Below are 14,575 nucleotides of genomic sequence, written 5' to 3' on the forward strand. Positions count from 1 at the left end.
CGCAGCGGACGACGCCTCGGGCCGCGTCCGGCCCCTAGCTTCGGGACGAACCGTCAACCACCGGCCCGGGGAGGCACCGTGGCAGCGACCACACCCGTCATCGACATCCGCGAGGTGACCAGGACGTACGGCGAGGGACCGCCGGCCCTCGCCGACGTGACCCTGAGTGTGCCTGCCGGAGAGGCACTCGCCGTCCTCGGGCCGTCCGGCAGCGGAAAGTCGACGCTGCTCAATCTGATCGCGGGACTCGACCGTCCGAGCACGGGCGGCGTCACGGTCGACGGGCTGCGGGTGGACGAGCTGAGCGAGGCCGGGTCGGCGCGGTACCGGCGGGCGAAGATCGGCATGGTCTTCCAGTTCTTCAACCTTCTGGACGACCTGACGGTGACCGACAATGTGCTGCTGCCCGCCCAGTTGGCGGGCGTACCCCGGGTCGAGGCCCGCAGCCGTGCCGCCGGGCTGCTGGAGTACCTCGGCATCGACCGGCACGCCGACGCCTACCCCGGCAGGCTGTCCGGCGGGGAGCGTCAGCGGGTCGCGGTCGCCCGGGCCCTGATGAACCGTCCGGCCCTGCTGCTGGCCGACGAGCCCACGGGCGCACTGGACAGCGCCTCCGGAGAGGACGTCCGGGAACTGTTGACCGACCTCAACCGGGAAGGGCAGACGATCGTCCTGGTCACCCATGACCTGGGCCTTGCCGAGTCCTGCGCAACCCGGACCGTCGAGCTGGTCGACGGCCGGATCGTACGGGACACCGCGCACGCGGCGGTGGTGTCCCGATGAGCGCCCTCGGACGGGTGGTACGCGCCGGAGTCGGGCGGCGGCGCGTGCAGACCGCCGCGATGGTCCTGACCACGCTCATGGCCGTCACCGCGTCGGTCCTCGCCGCCGGAGTGCTCGTCGCGTCCCAGGCACCCTTCGACCGCGCCTTCGCCGAGCAGCGCGGCGCCCACCTGACCGCGCAGTTCGATGGGACGAAGGTGACGGCCGCGAAGCTCGCGGCAACCGCGCGCGCCTCCGGCGTGACCGCCGCGGCCGGACCCTTCCTGACCCTGTCGGTCCGCCCGCGCACGGCCTCCGACTCGGATGCTCTTCCGGCCGGTGTCGATCTGCCGCCACTGACCGTCGCCGGTCGGGCGGATGCCGCCGACCCCGTCGACAGGGTCGACCTCGTCGAGGGCACCTGGGCCACCGGCCCCGGGCAGATCGTGGTGGCGTACGACGAGGTGCCCGTGGAGCCGGGCGCGCGGCTGACGCTCCCCGACGCGCCGGGCAGCCCCACGCTGACCGTGGTCGGGGTGGCCCGGTCGGTGACCGGCACCGCGGATGCCTGGGTGACTCCCGCGCAGGCCGAGGCACTGACCGCGACGGGTGGCCCACTCACCTACGAGATGCTCTATCGCTTCCGCCACGCGGGTACGGACGCCCAGATGGCCGCCGACCGCGCCACGATCACCGCGGCGGTGCCGAAGGGCGCGATGACCGGGGCGCACTCCTATCTGACCGTCAGGCAGCAGCAGACCGCCAACGCGATGGCGTTCGTGCCCTTCCTGGCCGCTTTCGGTGTGCTCGGACTGCTCCTGTCGACTCTGGTCATCGGCATCGTGGTCAGCGGCGCGGTCGGTGCCGCGACCCGGCGCATCGGCATTCTCAAGTCCCTCGGCTTCACCCCGGCGCAGGTCGTACGGGCCTACATCGGGCAGGCGCTGATCCCGGCGGCGGTCGGCTGCGCCCTGGGGCTGGTTCTGGGCAACCTGCTGGCCGTTCCGGTGCTCGGTGAGGTCGGAACAGCCTTCCACGGCCCGTCGGCGTCGATTTCCGTGTGGATCGACGTGGTGGTGCCTGCCACGGCCCTCGCCATGGTCGCGGGCGCCGCTCTGGTGCCCGCGCTGCGCGCGGGCCGGCTGCGCACCGTGGAGGCGATCACCGTCGGGCGTACGCCCGACGCCGGTCGGGGGCGCCTGGCACGGCGGCTGACGGGACGGCTGCCGTTGCCGCGCGCGGTCAGCCTCGGGCTGGCCAACCCCTTTGCCCGCCCGGCCCGTTCGGCGACGACGGCCGCCGCGGTCGCCTTCGGTACCGCCACCGTCACCTTCGGGGTCGGGCTCGCCCTCACGCTCGGGGCCGTTCAGGAAGGCCGCATGCTCGACTCCGCCGGTTCGGTCGTGGTGGCGACCGGCGGCGGGCAGGCGCCGCCCGGCGCCCAGGCGGTCCCCGCAGACGGCGGGTCCGACACGCAGAAGGCCGACCCGGCGCAAGTCACCGCCGTGCTCCGTGCGCAGCAGGGGACAAGCCGCTTCTACGGCACGACCCGGGCGGAGGCGAGCGCGTCCGGGATCACCGGCCCCACCACCGTGGTGGCATACCAGGGCGATGCGTCATGGGCCGCCCCCAAGATGGTCTCGGGCAGCTGGCTCGACGGCCCGGGCCAGGCAGTGGTCACCTCCCGGTTCCTGAAAGCCGCCGGAATCCGTATCGGGGACAAGGTGACCCTGACGGAGCAGGGGCGGCACGCCTCGGTGCGGATCGTCGGGGAGGCGTTCTTCACCGAGGGCGAGGGCATGGAGCTCCTGACCCCCGCCTCGACCCTCGCGGCACTGGGACTCGACGCGAAACCGGGCCGGTACGAGGTGGAGACGGAACCGGGCACGGATCCGGCGCAGTACCTGGCCTCACTCAACCGTGCGCTGGACCCGGTCGGTGCCGTCGCCTCGGCCGACACCAGCGATACGTCCAGCGTGATCACGGCCATGGACACGCTGATCGGGCTGCTCACCCTGATGCTCGTCGCGGTCGCCGGCCTCGGCGTGCTCAACACGGTGGTCCTCGAAACCCGCGACCGCGTCCACGACCTCGGCGTCCTCAAGGCCCTGGGCATGGCCCCCCGCCAGACCGTGACCATGGTCGTCACCTCGGTCGCCGGAATCGGCCTGCTCGCCGGCGCGGCGGGGGTCCCGGCCGGGGTCGCCCTGCACCGGTACGTCACGCCGCTCATGGGCAAAGCCGTCGGCATGACCCTGCCCACCTCGGACATCGCCGTCTACCACGCTCTCCAGCTGGCCATGCTCGCCCTCGGCGGGTTGCTCATCGCGGTGACGGGCGCGCTGCTGCCGGCCGGCTGGGCCGCCAGGAAAGACACGGCCACCGCGCTGCGCAGCGAGTGAACCGTGCCCGGCCGCCGGCGCTCAGCAAAAGGCCGGTCGGCGACCAACAAGAGTGATCAACGCAGGTCCCACCCGAAGCCGAGGAGGCGGCCCGGCATCATCTGCGCCAGCAGTCGACGCCCCGTCAGACGTCAGATGAATGTCGTGGAGGACGGATTCGGCACACACGAGGACGGGAAGCACGGTGAACACCGGCGGGGGATCGGGCGGCACCGGGTGGAGGGGGCGCCGTTCCCGACTGCGGGCCCGTGGATGGCGTGCGTGGTGGGCTCCCATCCCGTCCACCAACGCCCGCTCCACGGTGTGTGGGTCGACGGCGGACGGGATGGGAGCGGGGGAGAGCGGTGGGCCGGAGCGGTAGTTCGGGAGGCGGAAAAGTCAGCCGCTGCATGATGGTCTGGCGAGGCTGGTGGCGGGGGTGAGGAGCTTGACCATCACCCAGATTTCACCCAAGGTGCGGGGCCGCCGGGGGCGGTTATGGCGTCCCCAGCGTGGCGCGCGCGGCTCGGGACGCCAGTGCCGGCCCCAGGGGCGCCCGGCCGAAGCCGAAATGGAGCAGGCCTTTTATGGCTCCGTGTGCAGAGCCGCGCGTCAGTCCTCTGTGGGGTTCGGCGCGATGGCGGGACCAGGAGATCGCGCTCGGGGTGCTTCTCGCCAGTGACGTTGCCCTGGATGCCCAGGTCCTCGCGGGCCGCTTCGTGGAAAGCGTTGAACCATGTGCGTTGGTGTAAAGACCCGCCGGTGCCGCTATCTTGATCCCCGCATCGGGACAAAGACCGGGGAAAGACGGGGGAGCACAACATGTCCGCGGACAACAGAGCGTTCACGAATCCGCCGCCGGGACCATCGCAGCCACCACACCAGCCCCGCTGGGCCTGGTGGGTCGTCGGGATCCTGATCCCGCTGCTGGGAATCCTCGTCACCATCCTGGTGAGCCGACCGGGCTCGTCGGACGACAAGAGCGACGGCAACAGCGGCGCACCGGCGTCCACGCGGTCGTCCGCCCCGGCCGGCTCCGGCGCCACCCCGGACCAGTCCGCCGATCAGCCGGCGGAGAAGCCCAGCAAGAGCGCCCCCGCCGCGAAGCCGGCCTTCGGGCCCAAGGTCATCGAGGCCGACACGACCAACTCGGGGTCGTACATGGAGTTCGACACGTCCGAACCACTGGTGGTGGCGAACTCCACCCCCAAGGGCGCGGACCTCATCATCAGCGCGTCGACCGGTGGCGCTCCGGACCTGTTCGTGCCGGAGTCCCACATGACGCTGGCCCCCTTGGCCGACTCGGGCGCCGCTCCGACGGCCGACGAGTGTGCCGCGAGCGTGCAGCGCAACGGCACCTACACCCTGCCGGCGACACGCGGCGGTGGCTTCTGCCTGACGACCACCGAGGGCCGCACCGTCTACCTCAAGGTCATCACCGCTCCGCCCGCCGGTCTGGCGAAACTCGAGGTCACCGTCTGGGCCTGACGCCCGGGCCGCGCGGTACTGCGGCAGGATGGGGGCAAGCCGAACCGACTGGCGCACGAGACGTTCCCCTACCTACTCCAGCACGCCGACAACCCCGTCGACTGGTGGCCCTGGTCGGCTGAGGCGTTCGACGAGGCTCAGCAGGACGAACAGCCTGTCCTGCTGAGCGTCGGGTGTGCGAGCAGCGATTCGCTTGCGCTCGCCTTCCCGATCCTCACCTGACGCCTCGGCGGGCGCCTTTCCGCATCGCTCACCACGAACGGCATTCAGCTGCCGCAGCATGTGGCGGTTTGATTTGAGCACCTTTGTTCTGATCACGGTTCACGAGGTCACCCTGGTGAACCGGTGCGGGAAGCGGTGGCCAGGACGTATTCGCCGATCAGGTCACCGAGCAGGGCACCGGCAAGGATGTCGCTGGGTACGTGCCCCGACATGTAGACACGCGAGTAGACCACCTCGGCCTGCATCCACTGGTAGTCGGCGGCTCGGTGCGGGGCGAAGCTGCTGAGTACGGTGACGGCGGCGGCGGAGACCGCGGCGTGCCCCGACGGGTACGAGCAGGGGCAGGTGCTCCCGGGCTTGCTCTTCTTCTCCGGCCGCAGCGACGGGTCGAGGACGTACGGGGAGGGTTGCCGGTAGCGGGCATCCAGCCGGCTCTTGGTCGTCCTGGCCAATTTCAGGGCGGCCTTGAGCTGGGTCCGCTCGGCGTCCCCTTTGCCCGCGGGGAACAGTTCACGCTGGTCGGACAGGTACAGCTGCCAAATGTCCTCCTTCCCGTGGACCTCGAGCCAGCCGGCAGCCCTCCTCCCGGCGGCGGTACGCGCGCGGGCGAGTTTCCTGAGCTGCCCGAGCTCAGCGGTCCGCTGGTCCGCCGACGGCGGGGGAGGGACACGCTGCTCCACCCAGAGAAGGAAAGCCTTGTCGTCGCGGGCGGTGCCATGCTGCCTCCGCCACTGGGCGAACAGCCCATCCGCCGCCCGCTTCTGCTCGGCGAGTCGGGTGGTCCAGCCACTGACGTCGGTGTCGGGGAACATCGCGGGTGGGGGGCTTTGCCGGATCCGCTTGACCGCAGTGGTCTTCGCGGTGCCTGCGGGGAACACCTGGGACCCGACCACGCCCAGCACGGCTGCCAAAGCCGCGACGACCGCGACTGCCTTGTACGTCCACATGGCACCGGAGGAGGCTGCTGTACCGGCTGGTTCCTTCCGATGGTTCCGGGTGCTCACCACAACACCACCGGTGGTTCCGTGCACACAAGGGTGTGAAAGCAGTTCCGTGCGATGCGGCGGACGTCATGGTCGGGGAGACCGGGGATCAGCAGGGCCTGCCCGATGAGGTACTTGCTGAGCGAGATCGGCCGGGCCCCCAGCTTGATCAGCAGTCGGTCGGCGGCAGCCGGGCGAGGCCCGCCCTTGGTCTCGACGAGAACCAGGTCATGGCGCAAGGCGGCGGCCGCGTGTCCGCGATGGCAGCTCAACCGGCCGTCGAGAGTGACCCGACTGCCCCCGTCCAGGTCGGCGAGGGCCGCTCGTACGCAGCGGATCTCCGCGGCAGGGGACAGGGAGGCCGTGTCGACGGGTACGCCGTCGCTCCGGAACACGTCGTCCACGAACGCGGCGGCCCTGGTCCCCAGGCGGCCGTATTCCTCGGCCTGGATCGTGTACGCGTGCTTGACCGTGGCACCGCGGCCGTCCTTGGTCTTGACCTCGGCGCGGCACAACCTGTCCTCGGCATAGAGCCGGGTGCGGACCTTCCAGCGGCGCCTTCGCCCCTGGGCGTGGGCACGCCAGGCACTCAGCCCGGGAGTGTCGAAGTACATGCTGTGGTATTCGGTGGTACGGCGGCCACCGAGGTCCAGGACGTGATGGGTCGGCGCGAGGGCCGCCACGAACCAGCGCGCTGTAAGGAGCAGGACCAGGTACTTGCGGTCGACCCGGTGCTGCAGCGAGGCAGCGGCGTCGACCTCCGTCAGCGTCGCCCCGCGCAGGCCGGCCAGACCGAGCGAGTCGGCGAAGGAGACCGGGCCGGTCACGCGGACCTGCTCTCGACCAGGCCGAACCACGCCGGATCCGGACTCACTCCCTCGTCACGCACATCCCAGTTCACGGATCTGTCGGCGCGGTACTGGACCAGGACACGCGTCGTCTCCCGTACGTAGTCGACCTCGTCCACCAGCACCGCCACCGGCTCCTGGCCGAACCGGAACGCGATGTCCTGGTGGATCGCATCGGGGTTGGCATACAGCCGGTCCAAGGTCAGCTTCACCACCTGAACCGGTTGGTGCGCGTACGGGCCGTCCATGACCAGAACCGCCGCCAGTACCAGCGCGTCCAAAGCGACGATGAACCAGGTCTCCCGCTGGGGCAGCCCGCTGCACAGGGCGAGGACCAGTGCCACAAAGGTGTACGCGACATCCTTGGCGGTGAAGGCGGCGCTGCGCAGCCTTACCAGCGAGAGCATGCCGAACAGGCCGAAGCCAACACCGGCGGGAAATCTCCCCGCACTCATCGCGCTCATCGCCGCGAACAGGCCGATGTTGAGCGCGGTGAGCATCAACGGCATCTGCGGCACGGGACGGCTGCGCCGGTGCGACAGGCCCACCAGTGCCATCAACGCGAGGACGTCGAGCCCACCCCGGGTGACGAGGTCCCAGGGCCCCGTACCTGTCATCATGCGCACCACCTTGTCAGCACTGTCCAGTCATTCAGGACAATCCGTCCAGAGAGATTGGACGACCGTAGCTGTGTGCTTGACCTCAGGCAATCGGCCGCCACGCACCAATCACGACCGAGCGGTACGAGAAACGGCAGGTGGGAGGGTTCGGCCAGCACGACGCACGCATTCCGGTTGTTTGTGAGTGCCACCCGATGGAGTGACTGACGCCCGTACGGCCCGCGATCACGGCCACCGTGGACCACTTGGCTGGGGGCCGCGTCGCTCCGGACCGGCCGGGCGCCTCATCGGCGTCGTCAGAGCGTGCCGGCGCCGTCACCCCCGGGACGCGTGCCGGCCGCTCCGCCGTCGGCCGCGCCCGCGCAGCACCGCCGGGATCACCAGCCCGACGGCCAGCGCCACCCCCAGCGCGTACGGCGGCCACCACGAGAGCGGGCCGCCGTCCGCCGCGTTCGTGGTGTGTGGTTCGTCCGCCGCGCCGGACGGTGACGCGATGCCTTGCTTCGGTGAGGCGCTTGCGCCGGCCGCGGTCAGGACGACGTCGTTGCCGTCACCGCCCCGGTAACTGATCCGGTACGTGGTGTGGGCGAGTTTCAGCTCGGCTCCCTCGCGCAGCCCCTTGAACGTACCCGTGGTCTTCGCGCGGCCGGTGTGGTCGAGCACGGTGATCTCGCGTGCGGGGGAGGTCCCGGCGGCTGCCAGGTCGAGTTCCCCGGCCAGCCTGACGCTGCCCGCCACCTTCAACGGCTTGTCCTGCAGGACGAGTTCGCCCGGGGCGAGCTGTGTGTAGTCACCGGTGACCGTGAGCGGGCCCGCGACGTCGCCCGCGTTCGTCACCGAACCCAGCACCGTTCCCTTGCCGGTGAGCGTGGTCGTCACCCGCAGGCCGGTCTTCCGTGCGTCCAGGCGCGCACCGGTCGAGGTGATCCGGATCGCCGTGCTCCGGGACAGCGAAACCCCCGGGCCCAGCGCGAGCGTGCCCTTGGCGACCGTCGTCGTTCCGGTGTACGTCACCGGCGCGATCAGCGTCGAGGTCGCGGCCCCCGCCTGGGTGAGCGATCCGCTGCCGCTGATCCGGGACAGGGCCAGCGCCTTGCGCGCGTTGTTCAGTACCAGTGAGCCGTGGTTGACGACTTTGTAGAGGTCGCCCTTGGTGTAGAGCCCGCCGTCGCCGGACTTGCCGCTGCCCAGTCGCAGCACGGCACCCTTCTCGACGGTCGTCGAGCCGTTGTAGTACTGGACGGCGGCGAAGGTGACGTCGTTGCCCTTCGTCCCCTTGATGACGATGTCCCCGGCGCCGGGCGCGGCCAGCGTGTCGTGGAATTTGCCGCCGCCGATGGGGGCGCCCAGCGTCACCGGGCCGTTGTAGTCGAACGTGAGCAGTGAACGGGAGCGGGCGGCCAGCAGGTTGATGTAGACGGTCTCGGCGGTGCCCGGCATGAAGATCTTGTTCGTGGTGCCGTCGCCCCACTGGACGTCGGCGCCCTTGATGTTGGTGCCGCGCTTGTTGACGTTCTTCCGCGCGGGCGTCCAGTTCAGGGCGGGGTCGCTGAGGGACGGGTTGCTGTCGCCGCCCTGGTTCGACCAGCTGTACTGCCCGGTCAGGATGACCTTGCCGCCGGGGCGGGACTGGACGTTGATGTCACTGCCGTACTCGCGCTGGTAGAAGTCCATGCCCATGGTGACGGTCCGGCCCAGCGGGGTGTCGACGGTCCAGGTGCCCTGGTTGAGGACCTTGCGGACGTTCGGCAGCGACGTGGCGTACTCCGGCCGTCCGGCGTTGAGTTGCGTGCCGTTGTCGATCGTCCCGGAGAAGGTGTGGGTGCCCGACAGGTCCCAGGTGCCCCAGAGGAACCGTGGCTGCGTGATCAGGCCGGAGCCGCTGATGTTGCCCAGGTTGTAGGCGCTCTTCAGGGAGAGCCGCAGCGTGCCGTCGACCCGGATGTTGTCCTGGTTGAGCCGGAACGCCGGAGTGTTGTACGGGAAGTGGCCGATCAGTCCTGTCGTACCGCCGTTGCCGTACTGAAGGGTCGCGCCGCGCTCGACCGTGACCGCGGGCGCGTCCGGGTTGGTCACGGTGACGTACGGGTGGTTGCCGCCGAGCGTCCGCACGGCCTGACCCTGGCGGGACCTGGGCAGCGTGAAGTCGCTGTCCTTCGTGAGGATCAGGGTGCCGCTACCGCGCACGGTGAGCGTGCCCTCGCCGCGGAACACCCCGGCGTACGTCGTCGTCCCGGCCGGCACGGTGACCACCGTGTCCCCGGTGAGTGTCACGTCCCGGTTCGCGAGGACGTCGGCGGTGACGTCCCGGGCCGCGGCGTAGGAAGGGGCGGCGGAGGTCAGGAGGGCCGCGACCGCCGCGAGGGCTCCGGTGGCCGCTGCTGTCTTGTGGATATGGCTGCGCACGTCATCGGAGACGCTTCTGTCCGGTGGCCGATAACAGAAAATCGCTCACCGCTCGGTGGCGGCCGACCGCGGCACCCGGGTGGCCAGCCGCAGCAGCTCGTTCACGGACCACTGGTCGTACGCGTGCTCGCCGTACCTGGCGGCCACGACGCGGCCGTCGGGCGCGATCAGGAAGTCGCCGGGGAGGCCGAGGCGGCCGCCGGGCTGCCTGGCCGCCGGAGCGTGCTCGCGGCCCCGGGCGAGCTCCCGCGAGCCGCGCAGGATCGCCAGGACGATCGGCCCCCAGGCGCGCGGGCTGAGCAGTGCCCGGGGAGAGGACTCCACACCGAACTCCGCGTACAGCCGCTTGCCGGGGTCGGCGATCACGGCGAACGGGAAGTCGGCCGTGTGCCGTGCGAGTTCCTCGGCCGGCGAGTGGAAGACCACGACCTCTCGGACGCCGGCCGCCTCGATCTCCGTGTGCCGCTGAACCACTGAACGCAGGTGCAGGTTGCAGACCGGGCAGCCGGCGAAGCGACGGAACTGGAGGTGGATCAGACGGTCCGGGTCGGGAACGGCGACCGGGCCTCCGAAGACGGGTTCGAGGCTGCGCGCGGCGACGGTGGTGCCGGGCTTGATCGGCCTGCGGGGCATGGGCATGAGTGATCCCCTTCGTAGGCGTATCGTGTACGCCTATCCAGCGTAGGCGTATGCCGTACGCTGTCAACCGCCATGCCGCGTCCCCGCTCCCTCACCCCGGATCAGCTCGCCTCCGCCGCCCTCGCCGTCATCGACCGCGACGGGCTCATCGGGCTGTCGATGCGCGCCGTTGCCAAGGAGCTCGGCATGAGCACCATGGGGATCTACCGGTATGTGCGGGACCGCGAGGAACTCGAACAACTCGTCGTCGAGCTCGTGCTGAACGCCGTCGACGCGGAACCGCCGGCGTCCGGCGCGCCCTGGCGCGAGCGGATCGAGATCATGGCGCGACGCCTGCGCGACGCCGTCGGCGCCCACCCGGCGGTCGTCCCCCTGACACTGGTGCACCGGCACCGGTCAGCAGGCGCGATGCGCTGGTCGGAAACCGTGCTGGCCCTCCTCACCGAGGCGGGTGTCGAGGGCGAGCGGCGGGTCGTCGCACTGCGCGCCCTGCTCGCCTATGTCGTCGGGGCGATCCAGCAGGAACACCTCGGGCCGCTGTCCGGTGAAGGCACGGTCGCCATCACCGAACTGCCGGCGGCCGAGTTCCCGTACATGACGGAGACTGCCCGGTGTGCCCGGAACGTGAGCGCCGACCGGGAGTTCTTCGACGGGCTCGCGCTGGTACTGCGAGGCCTGGACGTCTGAACCGCTCGTGGCTCTGGACGCCTGAACCGCTCACGGGCCTGGATGTCTGAACCGCTCGTGGCCCTGGATGTCTGAACCGCTCGCTGTCGGAATGTGTTTGTCCCGCCCGACCCGTTGACCTCCTCGTAACACGCCCTTACCTTTTCGGCGTTCGTAATTGCAGAATCTTGTTCGATATTGCGAACTCCTGAGTGTCTCGTATCCCCCCGCGAGAGGCAGTCCGCATGAGCCGCGATGACGACCTGCCCGAAGTTCCCAGCCGCAGACGGATGCTGAAGGGCGCCCTGGCCGCGGGCGCCCTGGCGGCGGCCGCCCCTGGAATCGCCCACGCCGCCCCGAGCCGGAAGGCAGACCCGTACGTGAACCCGCTCGTCCGCAACCGGGCCGACCCCCACATTCACCGCCACACCGACGGCCACTACTACTTCACGGCCACCGCCCCCGAGTACGACCGCATCATCCTGCGCCGCTCCCGCACCCTGGGCGGCCTGGCCACCGCCGCCGAGTCGGTCATCTGGACCAAGCACGCGAGCGGCGTCATGGGCGCGCACATCTGGGCGCCGGAGATCCACCGCATCGGCGGCAAGTGGTACATCTACTTCGCCTCCGCGCCGGCAGAGAGTGTGTGGGACATCCGCATCTGGGTCCTGGAGAACGCCAACCCCGATCCCTTCAAGGGGAGATGGACCGAACGGGGCCAGATCAGGACCGCCTGGGAGACCTTCTCCCTCGACGCCACCACCTTCACCCACCGCGGCACCCGCTACCTCGCCTGGGCCCAGCACGAGCCCGGCATGGACAACAACACCGCGATCTGGCTGTCGGAGATGGCGAACCCATGGACGCTGACGGGACCTCAGGTGCGCCTGTCCACACCTGAATACGACTGGGAGTGCGTCGGCTACAAGGTCAACGAAGGGCCTTCGGTCATCGCCCGCAACGGCCGCCTTTTCATGTCGTACTCGGCCAGCGCCACCGACTGGCACTACTGCCTCGGCCTGCTGACCGTCGACGCGGACGCCGACCTCATGGACCCCGCCAACTGGTCCAAGTCCCCGACCCCGGTCTTCACCAGCAACGACACCACGAAGCAGTACGGCCCCGGCCACAACTGCTTCACGGTCGCCGAGGACGGCCACACCGATGTCCTCGTCTACCACGCCCGTCAGTACAAGGAGATCACCGGCGACCCCCTGAACGACCCCAACCGTCACACCCGCATCCAGAAGCTCGGCTGGAGACCGGACGGAACCCCGGACTTCGGCATCCCGGTCGCCGACACCGTGAAGGAGAGTGCGTGACAATGAGACGCGCGTACGCGATCCTGCTGGCCCTCGGTCTGGCCCTGATCGGCGCCCTCGCCACCGCCGGTCCCGCCCAGGCCGCGCCCCAGACCATCACCAACGGCACGCAGTTCACGGACACGGCCGGCAACCTCGTGCAGGCGCACGGCGGCGGCGTCATCAAGGTCGGCGGCTACTACTACTGGTTCGGCGAGGACCGCAACGCCGACAACACCTTCAAGTACGTGGACGCCTACCGCTCCACGGACCTGAAGAACTGGGAGTTCCGCAACCACGTTCTGACCCAGTCGAGCGCCACCGAGCTGGCCACCGCCAACATCGAGCGGCCCAAGGTCATGTACAACGCCTCCACAGGCAAGTTCGTGATGTGGATGCACAAGGAGAACGGCTCCGACTACAGCGAGGCGCGCGCCGCCGTCGCCGTCTCGGACACGGTCGACGGGAACTACACCTACCAGGGCAGCTTCCGCCCGCTGGGCCAGTACATGTCCCGGGACATCACCGTCTTCGTCGACACCGACGGCACCGGCTACATGGCCTCGGCCGCCAACGAGAACTACGACCTGCACATCTACAAGCTCACCGCCGACTACACCGGCATCGACAGCCTGGCCGCCAACCCCTGGCCCGGCGGCCACCGCGAGGCCCCGGCCCTGTTCAAGCGGGGCGGCGTGTACTTCATGCTGACCTCGGCCGCGACCGGCTGGAACCCCAACCAGCAGCAGTACGCCACCGCCACCAGCCTCGCCGGGCCCTGGACGTCCATGGCGAACATCGGCGACTCCACGGCGTACAACTCCCAGACGGCGTACGTCCTCCCGGTCCAGGGCACCTCGGGCACCTCGTACCTCTATCTGGGCGACCGCTGGGGCAACTCCTTCGGCGGGACGGTCAACGACTCGCGGTACGTGTGGCTGCCGCTGACCTTCCCGACCTCGACCTCGATGTCCATGTCCTGGTACCCGGAGATCACGATCGACACCGCCGCCGGGACGATCAGCGGCACGAGCGCCACGTACAACACCCTGATCGCCCGGCACAGCTCCAAGTGCGCCGACGTGCCGAGCCAGTCGATCCGGCAGGGCGTCGCGATCAGCCAGTACACCTGCAACGGCGGCGCCAACCAGAAGTGGTGGTTCAAGTCCGTCGGCAGCGGCTACTACGAGCTGATGGGCCGCGGCAGTTCGCTGTGTCTACAGGAGAACGCGAGCACCGTGACCCAGGAGAACTGCACCGGCGCCACCACCCAGCAGTGGTCGGTCGTGACGTCCGGCTCCTACGTGAACCTCAAGTCCCGGGCGAGCGGCGAGTGCCTGGACGTGTCCGGTGCGTCCACCGCCAACTCCGCCGCGATCATTACCTACACCTGCAACGGAGGCACCAACCAGCAGTGGACGCGCGGAACATGACCGGCGACCGGGTCAGGTCAGCAGATCGATCGCGTCGATCGACGTGCCCGCGCTGAGATAGCCCGTCGTCCCCGAGCCGCTCACCACGTTGATCTTCAGCACGTTGTACTGGCTGGTGTCCGTGCGCCAGGCACTGGCCGGAACGCTATAGGTCACCTTCTCGGCCGTGAAGGACTCCGGCTGGGGCCAGCAGCTGCCGCAGTACCTCCGCACGGGACTCGCCGTCGCCAACTACGCCGATTCCGGGGAGAGCACGGTCACCTATCTGGCCGACCCGCGGCTGTGGGCGACGGTTCAGCCGCTGATCCGCCCGCACGACCTGGTCCTCGTCCAACTAGCCCACAACGACAAGCACACCGACGAGGTGACGTACCGGACAAACCTGGAGACCCTGGTCGCGGGCGTCCGTGAGAAGGGTGGTGAACCGGTGCTTGTGACACCGATTGTCCGCCGTTGGTTCAATGCGGACGGTACGCTCGACAACAACACCGCGCTGCTGGTGAACGGTCTCGGCGTGGACCACCCGGCGGTGATCCGCTCGGTGGCTGCCGCCGAGCACGTCCCGTTGATCGACCTGACGGCCAAGACCAAGGCGCTCGTGGAGTCGCTGGGCGTCGAGGGCTCCAAGTCGATCTACCTCTACAACGAGAAGCGGGACAACACCCACACGTCCGTCCACGGCGCGACGGTGTACGCGGGTCTGGTGCGCGACGCACTCGTAGCGCAAGATCTGATACCGGAGGGTCGCTCACGTTAGCCGCGGGCCCCTCCGCAAGCGCGGGGAGAACGCGTCAGGCGTGCGCCCCCGCCCGCACAAGCCCCTGGG

Annotated in this window: 12 protein-coding genes and 2 pseudogenes; 8 read left to right on the plus strand and 6 right to left on the minus strand. The window is 69.8% G+C overall.

What is annotated here, in order from left to right; translation table 11 throughout:
- Nucleotides 1-78: 78 nt before the first annotated feature.
- The 4 genes and pseudogenes from Q2K21_RS11020 to Q2K21_RS11035 form a co-directional block, all read left to right on the plus strand.
- A complete protein-coding gene (locus Q2K21_RS11020) occupies nucleotides 79-783 on the plus strand; it encodes an ABC transporter ATP-binding protein (RefSeq protein WP_310769444.1) in 705 nt (234 codons plus the stop codon).
- Nucleotides 780-3,164, plus strand: coding sequence for an ABC transporter permease (locus tag Q2K21_RS11025; RefSeq protein WP_310769446.1), 2,385 nt, complete (start codon nucleotides 780-782; stop codon nucleotides 3,162-3,164). The genes Q2K21_RS11020 and Q2K21_RS11025 overlap by 4 nt, the downstream gene beginning before the upstream one ends.
- 801 nt (nucleotides 3,165-3,965) lie before the next feature.
- Nucleotides 3,966-4,631 carry an RAD23 family protein gene (locus Q2K21_RS11030; protein ID WP_310769448.1) on the plus strand — a complete coding sequence of 222 codons (666 nt, stop codon included), beginning with the start codon at nucleotides 3,966-3,968 and terminating at the stop codon, nucleotides 4,629-4,631.
- A gap of 18 nt (nucleotides 4,632-4,649) precedes the next feature.
- Nucleotides 4,650-4,814: pseudogene (locus Q2K21_RS11035) on the plus strand (DUF255 domain-containing protein); the annotation flags it as partial.
- Nucleotides 4,815-4,960: 146 nt separating this feature from the next.
- Here the strand turns inward: Q2K21_RS11035 and Q2K21_RS11040 are convergent.
- The 5 genes from Q2K21_RS11040 to Q2K21_RS11060 form a co-directional block, all read right to left on the minus strand.
- Nucleotides 4,961-5,800: a phosphatase PAP2 family protein gene (locus Q2K21_RS11040; RefSeq protein WP_310769450.1), complete on the minus strand. Its 840-nt coding sequence runs from the start codon at nucleotides 5,798-5,800 to the stop codon at nucleotides 4,961-4,963.
- Between the two features lie 53 nt (nucleotides 5,801-5,853).
- Nucleotides 5,854-6,663 carry a VTC domain-containing protein gene (locus tag Q2K21_RS11045; RefSeq protein ID WP_310769452.1) on the minus strand — a complete coding sequence of 270 codons (810 nt, stop codon included), beginning with the start codon at nucleotides 6,661-6,663 and terminating at the stop codon, nucleotides 5,854-5,856.
- Entirely contained in the window at nucleotides 6,660-7,304 is a 645-nt protein-coding gene (locus Q2K21_RS11050; RefSeq protein ID WP_310769454.1) for a DUF4956 domain-containing protein, read from the minus strand. The genes Q2K21_RS11045 and Q2K21_RS11050 overlap by 4 nt, the downstream gene beginning before the upstream one ends.
- A 315-nt stretch (nucleotides 7,305-7,619) precedes the next feature.
- Nucleotides 7,620-9,710 carry an autotransporter gene (locus tag Q2K21_RS11055; RefSeq protein WP_310769456.1) on the minus strand — a complete coding sequence of 697 codons (2,091 nt, stop codon included), beginning with the start codon at nucleotides 9,708-9,710 and terminating at the stop codon, nucleotides 7,620-7,622.
- Nucleotides 9,711-9,755: 45 nt separating this feature from the next.
- Entirely contained in the window at nucleotides 9,756-10,349 is a 594-nt protein-coding gene (locus Q2K21_RS11060) for a peroxiredoxin-like family protein (protein ID WP_310769458.1), read from the minus strand.
- A gap of 72 nt (nucleotides 10,350-10,421) precedes the next feature.
- On the opposite strand from Q2K21_RS11060, the gene Q2K21_RS11065 reads away from it, so the two are divergent.
- The 3 genes from Q2K21_RS11065 to Q2K21_RS11075 all read left to right on the plus strand — a co-directional run bounded on the left by Q2K21_RS11065 (nucleotide 10,422) and on the right by Q2K21_RS11075 (nucleotide 13,749).
- Nucleotides 10,422-11,036: a TetR/AcrR family transcriptional regulator C-terminal domain-containing protein gene (locus tag Q2K21_RS11065; protein WP_310769460.1), complete on the plus strand. Its 615-nt coding sequence runs from the start codon at nucleotides 10,422-10,424 to the stop codon at nucleotides 11,034-11,036.
- A 224-nt stretch (nucleotides 11,037-11,260) separates the two neighbouring features.
- Complete coding sequence (locus tag Q2K21_RS11070) at nucleotides 11,261-12,337, plus strand: glycoside hydrolase family 43 protein (RefSeq protein WP_310769462.1); 1,077 nt, start codon at nucleotides 11,261-11,263, stop codon at nucleotides 12,335-12,337.
- A 2-nt stretch (nucleotides 12,338-12,339) separates the two neighbouring features.
- Nucleotides 12,340-13,749, plus strand: coding sequence for an RICIN domain-containing protein (locus Q2K21_RS11075; RefSeq protein ID WP_310780825.1), 1,410 nt, complete (start codon nucleotides 12,340-12,342; stop codon nucleotides 13,747-13,749).
- A 12-nt stretch (nucleotides 13,750-13,761) separates the two neighbouring features.
- Here Q2K21_RS11075 and Q2K21_RS11080 read toward each other — a convergent pair whose 3' ends face one another.
- Nucleotides 13,762-13,905, minus strand: coding sequence for a hypothetical protein (locus Q2K21_RS11080; protein ID WP_310769464.1), 144 nt, complete (start codon nucleotides 13,903-13,905; stop codon nucleotides 13,762-13,764).
- A 19-nt stretch (nucleotides 13,906-13,924) separates the two neighbouring features.
- Here Q2K21_RS11080 and Q2K21_RS11085 point away from each other — a divergent pair.
- Nucleotides 13,925-14,506 (plus strand): annotated as a pseudogene (locus Q2K21_RS11085) (rhamnogalacturonan acetylesterase); the annotation flags it as partial.
- Nucleotides 14,507-14,575 lie beyond the last annotated feature (69 nt).

Origin of the sequence: Streptomyces sp. CGMCC 4.7035 (assembly GCF_031583065.1) — a bacterium.
GTDB lineage: Bacteria > Actinomycetota > Actinomycetes > Streptomycetales > Streptomycetaceae > Streptomyces > Streptomyces yaanensis.

Bases quoted from the DNA above. Each gene is read 5' to 3' on its own strand.
- Q2K21_RS11025 (WP_310769446.1), top strand. From the start codon at position 780: ATGAGCGCCCTCGGACGGGTGGTACGCGCCGGAGTCGGGCGGCGGCGC.
- Q2K21_RS11030 (WP_310769448.1), top strand. From the start codon at position 3,966: ATGTCCGCGGACAACAGAGCGTTCACGAATCCGCCGCCGGGACCATCG.
- Q2K21_RS11040 (WP_310769450.1), bottom strand. From the start codon at position 5,800: ATGTGGACGTACAAGGCAGTCGCGGTCGTCGCGGCTTTGGCAGCCGTG.
- Q2K21_RS11050 (WP_310769454.1), bottom strand. From the start codon at position 7,304: ATGATGACAGGTACGGGGCCCTGGGACCTCGTCACCCGGGGTGGGCTC.
- Q2K21_RS11060 (WP_310769458.1), bottom strand. From the start codon at position 10,349: ATGCCCATGCCCCGCAGGCCGATCAAGCCCGGCACCACCGTCGCCGCG.
- Q2K21_RS11065 (WP_310769460.1), top strand. From the start codon at position 10,422: ATGCCGCGTCCCCGCTCCCTCACCCCGGATCAGCTCGCCTCCGCCGCC.
- Q2K21_RS11070 (WP_310769462.1), top strand. From the start codon at position 11,261: ATGAGCCGCGATGACGACCTGCCCGAAGTTCCCAGCCGCAGACGGATG.
- Q2K21_RS11075 (WP_310780825.1), top strand. From the start codon at position 12,340: ATGAGACGCGCGTACGCGATCCTGCTGGCCCTCGGTCTGGCCCTGATC.